Source organism: Streptomyces boncukensis, assembly GCF_011045075.1.
Lineage (GTDB): Bacteria > Actinomycetota > Actinomycetes > Streptomycetales > Streptomycetaceae > Streptomyces > Streptomyces boncukensis.
Genome location: NZ_JAAKZZ010000011.1, coordinates 1 through 16150, shown reverse-complemented (window position 1 = coordinate 16150; position 16150 = coordinate 1). Strand labels below are relative to the sequence as shown.

General features: G+C 70.5%; 12 protein-coding genes and 1 pseudogene. 9 read left to right on the top strand and 4 right to left on the bottom strand.

Annotated features, from left to right (window positions below):
* Window positions 1-3: 3 nt before the first annotated feature.
* A pseudogene (locus G5C65_RS02265) lies at window positions 4-1211 on the bottom strand (RNA-guided endonuclease InsQ/TnpB family protein).
* Window positions 1212-1609: 398 nt separating this feature from the next.
* Here G5C65_RS02265 and G5C65_RS02260 point away from each other — a divergent pair.
* The 3 genes from G5C65_RS02260 (at window position 1610) to G5C65_RS40320 (ending at window position 4586) form a co-directional block, all read left to right on the top strand.
* Entirely contained in the window at window positions 1610-2890 is a 1281-nt protein-coding gene (locus G5C65_RS02260; protein WP_165296869.1) for an alginate lyase family protein, read from the top strand.
* A 340-nt stretch (window positions 2891-3230) separates the two neighbouring features.
* Window positions 3231-3881: a GntR family transcriptional regulator gene (locus tag G5C65_RS02255; RefSeq protein WP_165296868.1), complete on the top strand. Its 651-nt coding sequence runs from the start codon at window positions 3231-3233 to the stop codon at window positions 3879-3881.
* Window positions 3882-4115: 234 nt separating this feature from the next.
* Window positions 4116-4586 (top strand): PrpF domain-containing protein, encoded by a 471-nt coding sequence (locus G5C65_RS40320; protein ID WP_165296867.1) that lies wholly within the window; start codon window positions 4116-4118, stop codon window positions 4584-4586.
* Here G5C65_RS40320 and G5C65_RS02245 read toward each other — a convergent pair.
* Both G5C65_RS02245 and G5C65_RS02240 read right to left on the bottom strand, forming a co-directional pair.
* Window positions 4570-5760, bottom strand: a complete 1191-nt coding sequence (locus G5C65_RS02245; protein WP_206441144.1) for an NAD(P)/FAD-dependent oxidoreductase — start codon at window positions 5758-5760, stop codon at window positions 4570-4572. The genes G5C65_RS40320 and G5C65_RS02245 overlap by 17 nt on opposite strands.
* A complete protein-coding gene (locus G5C65_RS02240; RefSeq protein WP_165296866.1) occupies window positions 5757-6080 on the bottom strand; it encodes a bifunctional 3-phenylpropionate/cinnamic acid dioxygenase ferredoxin subunit in 324 nt (107 codons plus the stop codon). Before G5C65_RS02240 ends, G5C65_RS02245 begins: the two co-directional genes overlap by 4 nt.
* A gap of 449 nt (window positions 6081-6529) precedes the next feature.
* On the opposite strand from G5C65_RS02240, the gene purU reads away from it, so the two are divergent.
* From purU to G5C65_RS02220, 4 genes are all read left to right on the top strand, one after another.
* The gene (purU, locus tag G5C65_RS02235) at window positions 6530-7408 is read left to right on the top strand and encodes a formyltetrahydrofolate deformylase (RefSeq protein ID WP_165296865.1); all 879 of its coding nucleotides are present in this window, start codon (window positions 6530-6532) and stop codon (window positions 7406-7408) included.
* Between the two features lie 242 nt (window positions 7409-7650).
* On the top strand, window positions 7651-8736 hold the full coding sequence (locus G5C65_RS02230) for an S-(hydroxymethyl)mycothiol dehydrogenase (RefSeq protein ID WP_165296864.1): 1086 nt from the start codon (window positions 7651-7653) through the stop codon (window positions 8734-8736).
* A gap of 184 nt (window positions 8737-8920) precedes the next feature.
* Window positions 8921-11389: a GcvT family protein gene (locus tag G5C65_RS02225; RefSeq protein ID WP_165296863.1), complete on the top strand. Its 2469-nt coding sequence runs from the start codon at window positions 8921-8923 to the stop codon at window positions 11387-11389.
* A gap of 121 nt (window positions 11390-11510) precedes the next feature.
* Complete coding sequence (locus G5C65_RS02220) at window positions 11511-12647, top strand: aromatic ring-hydroxylating oxygenase subunit alpha (protein WP_165296862.1); 1137 nt, start codon at window positions 11511-11513, stop codon at window positions 12645-12647.
* A gap of 59 nt (window positions 12648-12706) precedes the next feature.
* Here the strand turns inward: G5C65_RS02220 and G5C65_RS02215 are convergent, their stop codons facing one another.
* Window positions 12707-13357, bottom strand: a complete 651-nt coding sequence (locus G5C65_RS02215) for a GntR family transcriptional regulator (protein WP_165296861.1) — start codon at window positions 13355-13357, stop codon at window positions 12707-12709.
* Window positions 13358-13467: 110 nt separating this feature from the next.
* On the opposite strand from G5C65_RS02215, the gene G5C65_RS02210 reads away from it, so the two are divergent.
* Window positions 13468-14796 (top strand): serine hydroxymethyltransferase, encoded by a 1329-nt coding sequence (locus G5C65_RS02210; RefSeq protein WP_165296860.1) that lies wholly within the window; start codon window positions 13468-13470, stop codon window positions 14794-14796.
* Entirely contained in the window at window positions 14793-16022 is a 1230-nt protein-coding gene (locus G5C65_RS02205) for a sarcosine oxidase subunit beta family protein (RefSeq protein ID WP_165296859.1), read from the top strand. Before G5C65_RS02210 ends, G5C65_RS02205 begins: the two co-directional genes overlap by 4 nt.
* Window positions 16023-16150 lie beyond the last annotated feature (128 nt).

Sequence of the window (16150 nt, the reverse complement as noted above, 5' to 3'; positions counted from 1 at the left end):
TGGCTAGGCCGCGTCGGGAAGGACCAGCCCGGCCCTGAGTGCGACGTTCCAGGCTCCCACGCGGTCGGCGTGGTCGATGTGCCGGCATGAGGTGCACTGGAACTTTTCGCCGTCGCGGTTCCCGCCGTCCACCTGCCCGCATTCGGGGCAGGTGCGCGAGGTGTTGCGGGGGTCCACCGGAATCAGAACACGAGCGGCGCTTTCAGCCTTCTGCGCGAGGATGCCCGGGAACGCCCCCCAACCCGCGTCAAGAATGCTGCGGTTGAGCCCGGCCTTCGAGGCGGCACCGTTCGGCAGGAACGCGCCGTCGTTCCCAGCGTCGGGCTTCGCCTTGGGGGTGCGAACCATGTTCGCGATGCGAAGTTGCTCGTGCGCGATCCGGTCGTACTCGCGGACCAGGGCGAGCGCGGCCTTGTGCGCGTGGTCGAGCCGCTGACGCCTCACCTTGCGGTGCAGATTGGCAACCTTCTCCACCGCCCGGCGGTGCTTTGCCGACCGGTTCTCGCGCTTGCGGCGCGGAAACGTCTTGAGGGCGCGCTGAGCCTCGGCGAGGGCTTCGGCGCCCAGCTTGCCGTGCCTCGGGTTGTCGACGTGGGCCCCCTCGGAGGTGGTGAGGAAGTGGGTTACGCCCATGTCGATACCGGTCACGGCCCCGGTGGCCGGGAGCGGTTCGGCGGACACGTTGTCGCAGGCGAGGACCACATACCAGTGCTTGCCCTCGCGCTTGACGGACACGGTCTTGACGCGGCCTGCACCGGCCGGTGCTGGTGGACGCGGACGTGGCCGACATCTTGGAGGCGAACGCGGGTGACGGGGTCGTGCGGGGTGGAGTCCCAGCGGCAGCCGTCGCCGTCCTTGGGGAAGTCCACCGTGTCGAACCAGCCCACGCCCCTAAAACGGGGGTATCCGGACTTCTCCCCGGCCTTCACCCGCCGGAAGAACGCCTGGAACGCCTTGTCCAGGCGCCGCAAGGTCGCCTGCTGGGAGGAGAACGACCAGCGGCCTTGCCGCTCGGGGTCGAACGTCCGGATCTCCTTGAGCTGGGCGGACTGCTGCCCGTACCGGACCGTCGTCTTCGAGGCGTGCCGGTAGGCATCCCGGCGTTCCTGCAAGGCCCCGTTGTACAGGGAGCAGTGGTCGGCCAGCATCGCCCGCAGCGCGGACTCCTGCCGCACCGTCGGACGCAGCAGGAACTTGTAAGCACGGCGCACCGTCGTCGGCCTCCTTCCCCACAACGTGGCCAACCGTACGTTCCCCCACTGACAACACAGCAGATCCGGGCAGAAAGCTGAGGTCAGAGCAATCCTGAGAAGCGATTCCCCACCCCGCTGAAGCGGGGCGTCCCCTCGCTAGAATCTGATGGCGCTGGCGGCGCTCACCATCCGTTCCCGGCAGGCTCCGGCCCGAGGCCGAGGCCGAGCCCGGACCTCGACCCGGCCCTGAACCCGGTCTGCCCCTTCACCGCCACGACGGTCTCCGCGTAGCGGCCCGCGGGAGAAAACCGTTATCGCGGCCTGCCCCGTCGCGTCGCCTGTGAGAGACGCTCACATCAGGGTGCGTGCTCGGTGTACTGCGCGCCCCCACTCCCCCACACTCACAGGAGCCGTTCATGGGCCAGACCAACAGACACCGGATGAGCCGTCGCAGCCTGCTGCGGATCGGGGGCGGCGTGGCCGCCGCCGGCGCGGTGGGCGGCGTGGCCGCCGCCTGGAGCAGCGGCGGCTCCGCCGACGCCGCATCCGACGCGGCGGCCAAGACGTCCAAAGCGACCGCACCGGACAGCTTCACGCACCCCGGGATGCTGCACATCTGGGGCGATCTGAACCGGGCCAGGGCCCGGGTGGCCGCGGGCGACGACCCGTGGCTGTCGGGCTGGAAGCGGCTGACCGCCAACGGGCGCTCGCACAGCGGCTGGACGCCCCGCCCGCTGGAGACCGTGGTCCGCGGCGGCGGCAAGGGCGAGAACTACGGCGTCCTGTACGCCGACATCCACGCCGCCTACCAGAACGCGCTGCGCTGGCACATCGGCGGCACGCAGGAGCACGCCGACACCGCGCGCGACATCCTCAACGCCTGGTCCGGCACGCTCAAGAAGATCGACGGCGATACGAACAAGTACCTGGCGCTCGGCCTGTACGGCTGGCAGTTCGCCAATGCCGCCGAGCTGATCCGGGACTACGACGGCTTCCACCTGGAGCAGTTCCAGCAGATGATGCGCGACGTCTTCTCCGGGTGGAACCACGACTTCCTGGTCCGGCACAACGACACCTGCGACTCCCACTACTGGGCGAACTGGGACCTGTGCAACATGGGGTCGCTGATGGCCATCGGCATCCTCTGCGACGACGGCGAGCTCTACCAGGAAGCCCTGGACTACTTCTACGAAGGGAAGGGCAACGGCGCGATCAAGAACGCGGTGCCGTTTCTGCACCGCGACGACGAGGGCCACGCCCTCGGCCAGTGGCAGGAGTCCGGGCGCGACCAGGGGCACACCGTCATGGGCATGGGCCAGATGGGGGCGATCTGCGAGATGGCCTGGAGCCAGGGCACCGACCTGTACGGCTACGACGACAACAGGTTCATGAAGGCGGCGCAGTACGTCGCCAAGTACAACCTCGGCAAGGACGTGCCGTTCACCACCTACGAGTGGGGCCTCGGGGCCGACTGCACCCCGATGTCCCACACGGAGATCTCCCCGACAGGCCGGGGACAGAAGCGCCCGGTATGGGACATGCTGCACTACCACTACACCCGCCGGCGGCGGGAGTCCGTGCCGTACATCACCGAGATGGCCCAGAGCGTCCGCCCGGAGGGCGGCGGCGGGGACTACGGGGCGAGCAGCGGCGGCTACGACCAGCTCGGCTTCGGGACGCTGCTCTACGCGAAGTAGCCCGAGCAGCCCGTCCCCCTGTCCCGCAGTGGTCCGGCCGGCGAGCGGCCGGACCACCGGGCGGGCCGTCAGTCAGCGGGGCTGATCCCGTCCCACAGGGAGCACCGGTGCTCCCTGTCGATCTGTGCATGGGTGACGCGTTCGGCTCAGGGCGCCCGGAACTGCAGCAGGTCGCCCTCGGCGGTGTGCCTCGGCCAGGCCGGCGCGAACGCCGTGTTCGGATCGCCGTCCGGCAGCGGCGGGGTGGATCCGTCTCGGCGCCAGCGGCGCCAACGAAATCGTTGACTATCTTGTGCTCTAGATTTCGCTTCGACAGGCACTCGCGCGCCGGGGAGGGCATATGCCGAAGCACGCAGGACCGAGCACCGGAGAGCAGGCCAGACAGCAGGTGCTCGGGCAGCTGCGGCAGGCCATCTCGCAGGGCGAGATGGCCCCGGCACAGCGGCTGGTCGAGGACGAGCTCGCCGAGCAGTTCGGCGTGACGCGCGCCAGCGTCCGGGCGGCGCTGATCGAGCTGGAGTCCGAAGGGCTCGTCGAGCGGATCCGCAACCGCGGATCGCGGGTACGGGTGGTGAGCGTCGACGAGGCGATCGCCATCACCGAGTGCCGTATGGCGCTCGAAGCGCTGTGCGCGGCCAAGGCGGCCGTCACCGCCGACGACGAACAGCTGGCCGGACTGGCGGCGCTGGGCACGGCGATGTCCCGGGCCGTCGCCGACGGCGAGCCGTTGACGTACTCGGAGCTCAACCACCAGCTGCACACCCGGATCCGGGAGCTGTCCGGCCAGCAGGTGGCCATGCGGCTCCTGGAGCGGCTGAACGCGCAGCTGGTGCGCCACCGCTTCCAGCTCGCCCTGCGACCGGGGCGGCCGCAGCAGTCCCTGAGCGAGCGCCTGGCCCTGATCGAGGCGATCAGGGCCAGGGACCCCCAGCGGGCCGAGGCCGCCGCCCACGCCCACCTCACCAGCCTGACCGACGCGCTGCACGAATAGCGCGCGGAGAGAGAGCGAGAGGGGGCGACACCCTGTCCACCAAGGGGAGTTCAGCCATGACATACGGCGGCGGCCCGGTCCAGCGGACGGCCGCCTTCCTTCAAGGCCGATCGCCCCTGGAGGCGTGGACAACGGCATCCCCACTGTGCTGGCCACCCCTCGGCGCTGGGCGTCACCTGCTACGAGGAGCCCGAGCTGAGCCGCATCGCGCCGCCCCGCCACGGGGGCGTGGTCATGACCCGCACCTTCACCTGGGACACCTCGGAGCGCTGCCACAGCGCTATCGGCGTCCTCGGCGCCGCCGGGGTCGCCGCCGGGGTGCTCGTCAACGGCAGTGTCGGCGGCGCCGTGGCGTGCCTGCCCACCACAGGAGAACGGCTGCGTATCGAGCACCCCACGGAATTCCTCGACGTCGAGACCCGCATGGGCTGCGCCGGTCTCGGCACCGCCCCGAAGGCATGCCGTGCCGCTGTCGTCCGCACCGCGCGGAAGATCCTCGACGGTTCCGTCTTCCCGCGGGCGCACACCCCGGCGGCAGCCCGGTCGCCCTCTGTCCCCGCTGTCCCCGGCCGAGCCCGTTCCCCGGAGTGGGTGATCCTCGCGTTCGCAGACAGTCACCGGTATCCCCGGGCGGGAGTGCCGCACGACGTGTCCGACGAGTCGAGGGCCGGACTTGTCGCGCGACCGGCTACGTGGAGCGCATGAGTTCGCGGCGCCACCGCGTGAAGGGGCGGGGACGGTTGACGGCCAGGACGGCCGTGGTCTGCCCGTCGCGCTCGTAGCAGGCGAGGAAGCTGCGGTCCTCGGCAGAGCCTTCGACGATCCGCGGGATGTCGGTGGGCAGCCGGCGGCCGGCGAACTGGATCCGCACCCCGTACTGGTCGGACCAGAAGTACGGCAGGTTCCGATGGGTGGCGACCGTTCCGCCGGCCAGGAGGTTCTGCACGGCGACGCCTGCCTGTTCGGTGGCGCTGGTCCAGTGCTCGGCGCGGTGGCCGTCCACTCTGGCGACGTCGCCGACGGCGACGACGTTCGGCAGTGAGCTGACGCAGCCGGCGTCGCACACCACGCCGTCCTTCAGCAGCAGCCCGGAGTCTTCCAGCCAGTCGGTGCTGGGCCGTACTCCGATGCCGACGACGACCACATCGGCGGGCAGCAGCCTCCCGTCGGTCAGCTCCACGCCCGTGACGCGGTCCGGGGAGTCGGGGTGGTCCGAGTATCCGCGGCCCCCTTGCAGCCCGGCCACTCCGGTTCCCGCGACGAGGGTCACGCCGTGGTCCGCGTGCAGTCCCGCACAGACCTTGGCCATGTCGTCGCCGAGCTGGGGTACGAGGGGGAGCGGAGCGGCCTCGACCACGGTGACGTCGTGGCCGAGCATGGCGCAGGAGGAGGCGACCTCGGCGCCGATGAACCCGCCCCCGATGACCACGACGCGGGCCGGGCCACGGGCCAGGTCGTCGCGGAGCGCCTGGGCGTCGTTCAGGGTGCGGAGGGTGTGCACTCCGGTGTGCGCCGGTTCGCCGGGCTCCGGTCCGGGGAGGAGCCGGGGAGTGGCACCGGTGGCGATGACCACGGCGTCGGTATCGAGCGACCGGTCGCCGTCGAGGAGGACCGTCCCCCCGGCGGCGTCCAAGGCGGTGGCCCTGGTCCCCAGATACCACTCGGCGTAGAGGTCGGCGGTGTCATCGGCGTCCACCAGGGCCAGCTGCCCCTGGTCGGTGGCGCCGGTGAGGAAGCCCTTGGACAGCGGGGGACGGTCGTAGGGGTGATGGTGTTCGTCCCCGACGATCACCAGTCGGCCGTCGAAACCCTGGGTGCGCAGAGCGCGCGCGGCGTACAGTCCGGCCAGCGAGGCTCCCACCACGGTGATGCTCTTCATGCCGGCTCCGCGACCGAGACGTGGAGGAGGACCCGGCCGCTCTCCACGGAAACCTGGTGGGTGCGCACCGGCTGCTTGGCCGGCGGGCAGGTCGGGCGACCGGACCGCAGGTCGAAGAAGGCTTCGTGCAGCGGGCACTCGACGAAGCAGCCCTCCAGGAAGCCGTCGGACAGCGAGGCGTCCTGGTGGGTGCAGGTGTCGTCGATGGCGTAGATCTCGCCCTCCTCGGTGTGGAACACCGCGACGGGAGCGGGGACGCCGTCGGTCACACGGATGGACTCTCCCGGCGGCAGATCGTCGATCAGGCACACCGTGATCATGGGGAACCTCCAGGTAGCGGGCCCGACTGGGGTGAGGCAGCCGCCCGGCAGCGCGGCGACGCGCAGCCTTCAGGCGGAGGGAGGAAGGGGGAGAGACGGAACGACGCTGTCTCGGATTACACAACACGATTCGCTATACGCAACATGCTTTCTGGCGCCCCGGGGCGTTGTCAAGAGCGGGTCTGCACCGGATCGCGACGGTTCGCGACGTCGCCCCTCCCCCCAGGTCGGACCGGTCAACAGGCGGGCCGCAGCGGGCAGTCCGCAGCGCGCAGACAGCTCACCCGGGTCCTCCCGTGAGGCCCCCTCTGCGGAGAGCTGGCGCACCGAACCGCACGGCTGATATATCAATTGTCGTCCGGACGGCTATCAAAGAGTCGAAGGGAAACCGCCGTGACGGCTGAACACCCGAACAGGTCGAGAACGCCGTCGCGTCGATGAAGGCCGGCATGGAGGACACGTACAAGGAGACAGCCGTGAGCAACCACTATGTCCTGACTCTGAACTGCCCGGATCGCCCCGGCATTGTCAACGCCATGACGGCCTTCCTGGTCGAGCACGGATGCGACATCACCGAACACCAGCAGTTCGACGACGCGGAGAACGGCGTGGTCTTCCTGCGGACGAGCTTCTCGGCACCCGACGGCGCCTCCCTGACCGGACTGCGGGAAGCGTTCGCCGCCACTGCCGAGCGCTACGCCATGGAGTGGCGCCTGCGGAACACCGGGGCCAAGCCGCGCCTCCTGGTGATGGTCTCGAAGTTCGACCACTGCCTCGCCGATCTGCTCTACCGCTGGCGCAGCGGGACGCTCGAGGGCGAGATCGCGCTCGTCGTCTCCAACCACCCCGACCTCGAGGCCCAGGCCGTGCAGGCCGGCGTCCCGTTCCACCACATCCCCGTGGCCCGGGACGGCAAGCCGCAGGCGGAGCAGCGCCTTCTCCGGCTCGTCGAAGACCACGGCATCGACCTCGTGGTCCTGGCGCGCTACATGCAGATCCTCTCCGAGGACCTGTGCAAGCGCCTCGAAGGCCGGGCCATCAACATCCACCACTCCTTCCTGCCGAGCTTCGCCGGCGCCAAGCCCTACCACCAGGCCCACCGGCGCGGGGTCAAGCTCGTCGGGGCGACCGCACACTACGTCACAGCGGACCTGGACGAGGGCCCGATCATCGAGCAGGAGGTCATTCGCGTCGACCACCGGCAGAGCGCGGAGCAGCTCGTCAGGGTGGGCCGGGAAGCCGAACGGCTGGCGCTCGCCCGTGCGGTCGACTGGCACTGCCAGAGCCGCGTCCTGCTGCACGGCCACCGTACGGTGATCTTCAACTGAGGCGGCGCCCCGAGTGGCCGGTGGCCGTCGCCTCTTGACGCTGCGAAAGCACTCGGAATAGCGTACTCGATTGATATATCAGTTGCGTAGCAAGTGCCCTCTTCCTGTCTTTCAGCTCCGTCCGCCCCGGCTCCTGCCCGGCTCCTCCCCCGGTGCGTTCGGCACCGCCCCCACAGCACGGTCAGCACCGGTGCACGGCCGGCACCCCGCCACGGAAGACCCATGACCACAGGAGCACAGAGATGCAAGAGATCCGCGCTGTCGTCGCCATGGCCAAGGACGCCCCTGTGACGGTGGAGACCATCCGCGTTCCCGACCCCGGCCCCGGCGAGGCGGTCGTGACGGTCCAGGCATGCGGTGTCTGCCACACCGATCTCCACTACCGCAGGGGAGGCATCACCGACGCGTTCCCCTTCCTGCTGGGGCACGAGGCCGCCGGCGTCGTGGAGTCCGTCGGGGAAGGCGTCGGTTCCGTGGGGCCGGGGGACTTCGTCGTCCTCAACTGGCGTGCCGTGTGCGGCCAGTGCCGTGCCTGCGAGCGCGGCGAGCCGTGGTACTGCTTCAGCACGCACAACGCGGCACGGAAGATGACGCTCGCCGACGGCACGGAGCTCACCCCTGCCCTCGGCATCGGTGCCTTCGCGGAGAAGACACTCGTCCACGCCGGACAGTGCACCAAGGTCGACCCGGCCGCCTCACCGGCCGCCGCGGGTCTGCTGGGGTGCGGGATGATGGCCGGGCTGGGCGCTGCCATCAACACCGGCCAGGTGGGGCGTGGCAAGAGCGTCGCGGTGATCGGCTGCGGCGGCGTCGGCAGCGCCGCCGTCGCCGGCTCCCGGCTCGCCGGAGCTTCCCGGATCATCGCGGTCGACATCGACGACCGCAAGCTGCGGTGGGCCGAGGGGTTGGGCGCCACCGCCACCGTGAACAGCAGGCAGCAGGACGCCGTCGAGGCCGTCCGGGAGCTGACCGACGGGCACGGCGCCGATGTCGTGATCGACGCGGTCGGCAGGCCGGAGACCTACGAACAGGCATTCTATGCCCGCGACCTGGCCGGGACCGTCGTCCTCGTCGGTGTCCCCACCCCCGATATGAAGCTGCCCGACATCCCGCTGATCGACGTGTTCGGCCGCGGCGGATCCCTGAAGTCCAGCTGGTACGGCGACTGCCTGCCCTCGCGGGACTTCCCGATGCTCATCGACCTCTATCAGCAGGGCCGGCTCGACCTCGACGCCTTCGTCTCCGAGAAGATCGGACTCGACGACGTGGAGGAAGCGTTCGAGCGGATGCACGACGGCGACGTGCTCCGTTCGGTGGTGACCCTGTGAGCCCCGCCGCGCACGTACGCATCGAGATGCGCAGCGTCCCGTAGCCGACCGGAGTCCGCCGGCTGCTGCCCGCCTGCTCCGTACCTTCCGGACGCGTCGCGGCGTTCGCCGCGCAGCGGCCGTCCCGACGTCCCCACTGCGGTAGCGAGTCCCGTCCTTTCCCGTCGTTGAGGAGAGAGCAGCAATGAGTACCACGCCACGCGTCGTGATCATCGGAGCCGGGATAGTCGGGGCGAATCTGGCCGATGAACTCACTGAACGCGGTTGGAGCCGCGTCACCGTCCTCGATCAGGGACCGCTGCCGCTGACCGGTGGCTCCACCTCGCACGCTCCGGGGCTGGTCTACCAGACCAGTGGCTCGAAGACGATGACGGGGTTCGCCGCCTACACGGTGGACAAGCTGCTGAGCCTCGGCAGCGGCGACTCGTGGTGCTTCAACCAGGTCGGCGGCCTGGAGATCGCCACCACCCCGGAGCGGCTCGCCGATCTGCACCGCAAGCGGGGCTGGGCTGCCGCCTGGGGGATCCCCGGCGAGATCGTCGGACCGGAGGAGTGCGCCCGACTGCACCCGCTCCTCGACGCCGACCGCGTCCTGGGCGGCTTCCACACCCCCACCGACGGGCTGGCCAAGGCGCCCCGCGCGGTGGTCGCGCTCGCCCGGCGTGCCGCGTCCCGCGGGGCGGCCTTCCGCGGCTCGACCCGGGTCACCGGGATCAGCCACAGCAAGGGCCGGGTCACCGGGGTGCGGACCGACGCCGGAGAGGTGCCCGCCGACATCGTCGTCTCGTGCGCCGGTTTCTGGGGCCGGGTCGTGGGCGACATGGCCGGTATGCGGGTGCCGCTGCTGCCGATGGCGCACCAGTACGCGCGCACCGGCCAGGTGGCCGAGCTCGTGGGCCGCAACGACGACCGGATCGAGGCCGGGCTGCCGATCCTGCGCCACCAGGACCAGGACCTGTACTTCCGTGAGCACAACGACTGCGTGGGGATCGGCAGTTACGCGCACCGGCCGATGCCGGTGCGCATCTCCGGCCTGCCCGAGGGCGGTCACGGCAGCACCGAGGCGGCCATGCCCTCGAAGCTGCCGTTCACGGAGGAGGACTTCGCCGGCCCCTGGGAGCAGAGCCGTCTGCTCCTCCCCTCGCTGCGGCAGGCGAAGGTCGAGGCCGGTTTCAACGGGGTCATGTCCTTCACCCCCGACGGGGGCCCGCTGATCGGCGAGTCCCCCTCGGTGTCCGGCTTCTGGATCGCCGAGGCGGTCTGGGTGACGCACTCCGCCGGGGTGGCGCGCTCGGTCGCCCAGCTCCTCGTCGACGGCCGCAGCGAACTCGACCTGCACGGCTGCACCGTGCACCGGTTCGACGAGATCGAGACCACCGAGAACCACGTCAGCGAGACCGCGCAGCAGAACTTCGCCGAGGTCTACGACGTGCTGCACCCGCTGCAGCCCAGGCGCTCCCCGCGTGACGTGCGCGTCAGCCCCTTCCACGCCCGGCAGCAGGAGCTGGGCGCTTTCTTCCTCGAAACCCACGGCTGGGAGCGCCCGCACTGGTACGAGGCCAACGCCCCGCTGGTCGAGGAGCTGCCGCCCGAGTGGCAGCCGCCGGCCCGCGACGGCTGGTCGGCGAGGTACCACTCGCCGATCGTCGCCGCCGAGGCGTGGAAGACCCGTACCGCGGTGGCGCTGTACGACATGACGGCGCTCAAGCGGATCGAGGTGAGCGGCCCCGGCTCGGTCGCCTTCCTGGAGCGGCTGACCAGCGGCAAGATGGACAAGTCCGTCGGGGCGGTGACCTACACCCTCGCCCTGGACCACGCGGGCGGCATCCGCAGCGACCTCACCGTCGCCCGCCTCGGCGGGGACCTGTTCCAGATCGGCGCCAACGGCAACATCGACGTGGACTACTTCCGCCGCGAGGCCCGGGGCGACAGCGGCGTCCGGGTCCGGGACATCACCGGCGGCACCTGCTGCGTCGGCGTCTGGGGCCCGCTGGCCCGCGACCTCGTCCAGCCGCTGAGCAAGCAGGACTTCTCGCACGGGAGCCTGAAGTTCTTCCGGTGCATGTCCGCGGAGATCGCGGGGATCCCCGTCACCGCGATGCGGCTGTCCTACGTGGGCGAACTCGGCTGGGAGATCTACACCAGCGCCGAATACGGCCGGAAGCTGTGGGACGTGCTGTGGGAGGCCGGGCGCGGGCTGGGGGTCGTCGCCGCCGGGCGCGGGGCGTTCAACAGCCTGCGGCTGGAGAAGGGGTACCGCTCCTGGGGGGCGGACATGACCACCGAGCACAACCCCTACGAGGCCGGCGTCGGGTTCGCCGTACGCCCGCAGAAGGGCGGGTTCGTCGGCCGGGAGGCGCTGGAGGGCCTCTCCAGCGACACCGTGACCCGCCGCCTGACCTGCCTGACCATCGACGACGGCACGAGTGTGGTGCTGGGGCGCGAGCCGGTGCTCCTCGACGGCCGGCCGGCCGGGTACGTCACCTCGGCCGCGTTCGGCCACACGATCGGCAGGCCCATCGCCTACGCCTGGCTGCCCGCGACGGCCACGATCGGCACCACGGCCGAGATCCAGTACTTCGACCGCACGGTGCGCGCCACCGTCACCGCCGAGCCGCTGTTCGACCCCGGGATGGCCCGCATCCGCCGCTGACCGCGGCGGTGCCGCTCCGCGCAGCCGGCTCGCCCGCCCCGGGAGGAGGGCGCCTCTGGTACCGCTCCGCCTGTGCTCACCACTGCCGCGTGCGTCTGACGACTTGACGAAAGGTGGCACGATGACCTCCACCGCCCTTCCCCCCAGCCTGATCCCCACGCTCTCCGGCGATCACTACACGGACCCCGGGCACTTCGCGCGGGAACAGCGGTTGCTGTTCGAGCGCATGTGGTTCTGCGCCGTACGCGCCGACGAGCTCGACAAGCCCGGCCGCTTCCGCACCGTCCAGGTCGGCCGGGAGAGCGTGCTCGTCACCCGGTCCCGCGACGGCTCGGTCCGCGCCTTCCTCAACATCTGCCGGCACCGCGGGGCGCGGCTGTGCACCGAGGAGTCCGGTGAGGTCAGGCGCGCCTTCCAGTGCCCGTACCACGCCTGGACCTACGGGCTGGACGGCAAGCTGACCGCCGCCCCCAACCTGACCTCCATGCCCGACATCGACCGCACCGAGTACGGCCTGATCAGCGTCCACGTGCGCGAGTGGCTCGGCCATGTGTGGGTGTGCCTGGCCGACGAGCCGCCGCCGTTCGAGGACGACGTGGTGGCCGCCGTGACCGAGCGCCTCGGGGACCCGGAGGCGATCGGCCGCTACGGGATCGACGGGCTTCAGATGGGCCGGAGGATCACCTACGACGTGAAGTCCAACTGGAAGCTCATCATCGAGAACTTCATGGAGTGCTACCACTGCGCCACCATCCACCCCGAACTCACCGAGGTGCTTCCCGAGTTCGCCGACGGCCTGGCGGCCCAGTACCACGTCGGACACGGGGCCGCGTTCTCCGAGGAGGCCAAGGGCTTCACCGTCGACGGCTCCGAGGGGCTGGAACGCATCCCCACCGTCACCGAGGACCAGGACCGCCGCTACTACGCGATCACGGTCCGCCCGCAGGTCTTCATCAACCTCGTGCCGGATCACGTGATCTTCCACCGGATGTACCCGCTCGCGCACGACCGCACCGTGGTGGAGTGCGACTGGCTCTACCTTCCGCACGTCGTGGAGAGCGGCAGGGACGTGGAGCACTCCGTGGAGCTCTTCCACCGCGTCAACCAGCAGGACTTCAGCGCCTGCGAACGGACCCAGCCCGGCATGTCGTCACGGGGCTACGCGTCAGGCGGTGTCCTCGTCCCGAGCGAGCACCACATCGGCGCGTTCCACACCTGGCTCCGGGACCGGCTGGCCAAGGAAGCAGCCAACAGCTGACCTGCCGCGATCCGCCTGTCGGCCGTTCGCCCCGCCCCGCACTGCGGTCGAACGGCCGCTCAGATGACGGCGCGTACGGCCTTCTCGAAGCCTTCGACATGACCACGGGCGAGCACGTCCGCGTGGTCCGCGTCACCGTCGATGATGGCGCGCAGCAGCGACCGGTGCTCCTCGACGTGGCCGCTCACGCCGCCGGGCAGCCGGTCGAGGAAGAGGCACCAGATGCGTGTGGCCAGGTTGTCGTGGCGCACGAGGGCATCTTCCAGGTACGGGTTGTGCGTGGCGGCGTAGATCGCGCGGTGCACCTGGAGGTCCAGCCGCATCAGCTCATCGGCCTCGTGCCGGCCGGACCCCACCTTCTCCAGCTCCTCCAGCAGGTCCGCGAGAGCGGCACGGTCCTGGTCGGTGGCGCGCCGGGCGGCCTGCGCCGCGGCCATCGGCTCCAGCTGCAGACGCACCTCGGAGATATGGGCGAGGTCGGTGATGTTGACCTCGGTGGCGAAGGTGCCGCGCCGGGGGTAGGTCGCGATGAGGCGCTCGTACTGCAACCGCTTGAGCGCTTCACGTACCGGCGTGCGTCCGACACCGAGCCCCTGCGCCAGGCGATCCTCGTTGATCGGCTCGCCCGGCCGGATATCGAGCATGACGAGGCTGTCCCGGATGGCGCGGTAGGCGCGTTCCGCCAGGGACAGCTCCTCGTTTCCGGACATCGTGAACACGTACTGGACCACACTCCCTTGACGTGATCTAGGAACGCTCCTAGTTTACTGCACAGCTGATATATCAGTTTCCCATTAGCTGGCTTGAGGACGGTGCTCAGTTGCCTGCGAACCCCTCACTCACACGCCCCGCACTCTCCACGCCCCTCGGCGAGCTCGACCCGGCCGTTGCCGCCGCCGTCGAGGCCGAGCTCGTCCGTCAGCAGTCCACGCTCGAAATGATCGCATCGGAGAACTTCGCTCCCGTCGCGGTCCTGGAGGCCCAGGGCTCGGTCCTCACCAACAAGTACGCCGAGGGCTACCCGGGCCGCCGCTACTACGGCGGCTGCGAGCACGTCGACGCCGTCGAGCGGATCGCCATCGACCGGGTCAAGGAGCTCTTCGGCGCCGAGGCCGCCAACGTCCAGCCGCACTCGGGCGCGTCCGCGAACGCCGCCGCGATGTTCGCCCTGCTCAAGCCCGGTGACACCGTCCTGGGGCTCGACCTCGCCCACGGCGGCCACCTGACCCACGGTATGAAGATCAACTTCTCCGGCAGGCTCTACACCGTGCTGCCGTACCACGTCCGCGGGACCGACATGCGGATCGACATGGACGAGGTCGAGCAGCTCGCGCTCGCCCACCGGCCCAGGATGATCGTCGCCGGCTGGTCCGCGTACCCGCAGCGGCTGGACTTCGCGGCCTTCCGCCGGATCGCCGACCAGGTCGGCGCGTACCTCATGGTCGACATGGCCCACTTCGCCGGCCTCGTCGCCGCCGGACTGCACCCCTCCCCCGTGCCGTACGCGGACGTGGTCACCACCACCACGCACAAGACCCTCGGCGGCCCGCGCGGCGGCGTGATCCTGTCCAGGAAGGAGTACGCGAAGAAGATCAACTCCGCGGTCTTCCCCGGCCAGCAGGGCGGCCCGCTGGAGCACGTCATCGCCGCCAAGGCCGTGGCATTCAAGATCGCGGCCTCGGAGGGCTTCAAGGAGCTCCAGCAGCGCACCCTGGACGGCGCGCGTGCGCTCGCCGGGCGGCTGCTCGCCGACGACGTCGCCGAGTCCGGCGCGACCGTACTGACCGGCGGCACCCACGTGCATCTGGTCCTGGTCGACCTGCGCGAGAGCGAGCTGGACGGGCGGCAGGCGGAGGACCGGCTGCACCGCATCGGCATCACCGTCAACCGCAACGCGGTGCCCAACGACCCGCGTCCCCCGATGGTCTCCTCCGGTCTGCGCATCGGCACCCCGGCCCTGGCCACCCGCGGCTTCGGGGTCGAACAGTTCCGCGAGGTCGCCGACATCATCGCCCGCACGCTGCTGGCGGAGCGGCTGGACGACGCCGAGGCCGGTCTGCTCCGCGACCGGGCCGGCAAGCTCGCCGCCGACTTCCCCCTCTACCCCGAGCTCAGCAAGCCCGGCAAGCCCGGCGAGGAGGCGGCATGACCCCGGCCCCGGGGGCCCCGCTCCCCGAGCACCCGGACTTCCTCTGGCGAAACCCGGATCCGAAGCGCAGCTACGACGTCGTCATCGTCGGCGCCGGCGGACACGGCCTGACCACCGCCTACTACCTGGCCAAGGAACACGGCATCACCAACATCGCCGTCCTGGAGAAGGGCTGGCTGGCCGGCGGCAACATGGCCCGCAACACCACCATCATCCGCTCCAACTACCTGTGGGACGAGAGCGCGGCCCTCTACGAGAAGGCGCTCAGGCTGTGGGAGACCTGGCCGGAGGAGCTCGACTACGACTTCCTCTTCAGCCAGCGCGGCGTCCTCAACCTCGCGCACACCCTCCAGGACGTCCGCGACAGCGTGCGCCGCGCCCACGCCAACCAGCTGAACGGCGTCGACTCCGAATGGCTGGAGCCCGACGAGGTCGCCAAGGTCTGCCCCATCCTCAACGTCTCCCAGGACACCCGCTACCCGGTCCTCGGCGCCACGTTCCAGCCCCGCGCCGGCATCGCCAAGCACGACCACGTCGCCTGGGCGCTGGCCCGCCGCTGCGACCAGATGGGCGTCGACCTCGTCCAGGGCTGCGAGGTCACCGGCTTCGTCAGGGACGGCGCACGCGTCGTGGGCGTCGAGACCAGCCTCGGACGCATCCACGCCGGCCGGGTCGGCCTGGCTGCCGCGGGCCACAGCAGCGTGCTCGCCGAGATGGCCGGTTTCCGGCTGCCGATCCAGTCCCACCCCCTCCAGGCCCTGGTCTCCGAGCTGCACGAGCCGGTCCACCCCACCGTGGTGATGTCCAACCACGTGCACGTCTACGTGTCCCAGGCCCACAAGGGCGAGCTGGTGCTGGGCGCGGGCGTGGACCAGTACACCGGGTACGGGCAGCGCGGCTCCTTCCACGTCATCGAGCGCCAGATGGCCGCCGCCGTCGAGCTGTTCCCCGTCTTCGCCCGCGCCCATGTGCTGCGGACCTGGGGCGGCACCGTCGACGTCACCCCGGACGCGTCCCCGGTCATCGGGCCCACCCCGGTGGAGAACCTCTTCGTCACCTGCGGCTGGGGCACCGGCGGCTTCAAGGCCACCCCGGCGGCCGGCTTCACCTTCGCCCACACCCTCGCGACCGGCACCCCGCACCCGCTCAACGCCCCCTACGGCCTGGAGCGGTTCAGCACCGGGGCCCTGATCGACGAACACGGCGCCGCAGCCGTCGCCCACTGAGAGACATCTCACGTGCCTAAGAAGTCAAGCTGCGGCGGCTGGAGCTGCTGAGAAGGAGGTGAATGCGTGATGCTCGTCGAAGAGCTGCCGGTTGTGCAGGCAGTGGTAGAGCTGACCGAGCAAGCGGT

Bases quoted from the DNA above. Each gene is read 5' to 3' on its own strand.
- G5C65_RS02240 (WP_165296866.1), bottom strand. From the start codon at position 6,080: ATGATCACGGTGTGCCTGATCGACGATCTGCCGCCGGGAGAGTCCATC.
- purU (WP_165296865.1), top strand. From the start codon at position 6,530: ATGGAGGACACGTACAAGGAGACAGCCGTGAGCAACCACTATGTCCTG.
- G5C65_RS02225 (WP_165296863.1), top strand. From the start codon at position 8,921: ATGAGTACCACGCCACGCGTCGTGATCATCGGAGCCGGGATAGTCGGG.
- G5C65_RS02260 (WP_165296869.1), top strand. From the start codon at position 1,610: ATGGGCCAGACCAACAGACACCGGATGAGCCGTCGCAGCCTGCTGCGG.
- G5C65_RS02255 (WP_165296868.1), top strand. From the start codon at position 3,231: ATGCCGAAGCACGCAGGACCGAGCACCGGAGAGCAGGCCAGACAGCAG.
- G5C65_RS02215 (WP_165296861.1), bottom strand. From the start codon at position 13,357: ATGTCCGGAAACGAGGAGCTGTCCCTGGCGGAACGCGCCTACCGCGCC.
- G5C65_RS02205 (WP_165296859.1), top strand. From the start codon at position 14,793: ATGACCCCGGCCCCGGGGGCCCCGCTCCCCGAGCACCCGGACTTCCTC.
- G5C65_RS02220 (WP_165296862.1), top strand. From the start codon at position 11,511: ATGACCTCCACCGCCCTTCCCCCCAGCCTGATCCCCACGCTCTCCGGC.
- G5C65_RS40320 (WP_165296867.1), top strand. From the start codon at position 4,116: ATGACCCGCACCTTCACCTGGGACACCTCGGAGCGCTGCCACAGCGCT.
- G5C65_RS02230 (WP_165296864.1), top strand. From the start codon at position 7,651: ATGCAAGAGATCCGCGCTGTCGTCGCCATGGCCAAGGACGCCCCTGTG.
- G5C65_RS02245 (WP_206441144.1), bottom strand. From the start codon at position 5,760: ATGAAGAGCATCACCGTGGTGGGAGCCTCGCTGGCCGGACTGTACGCC.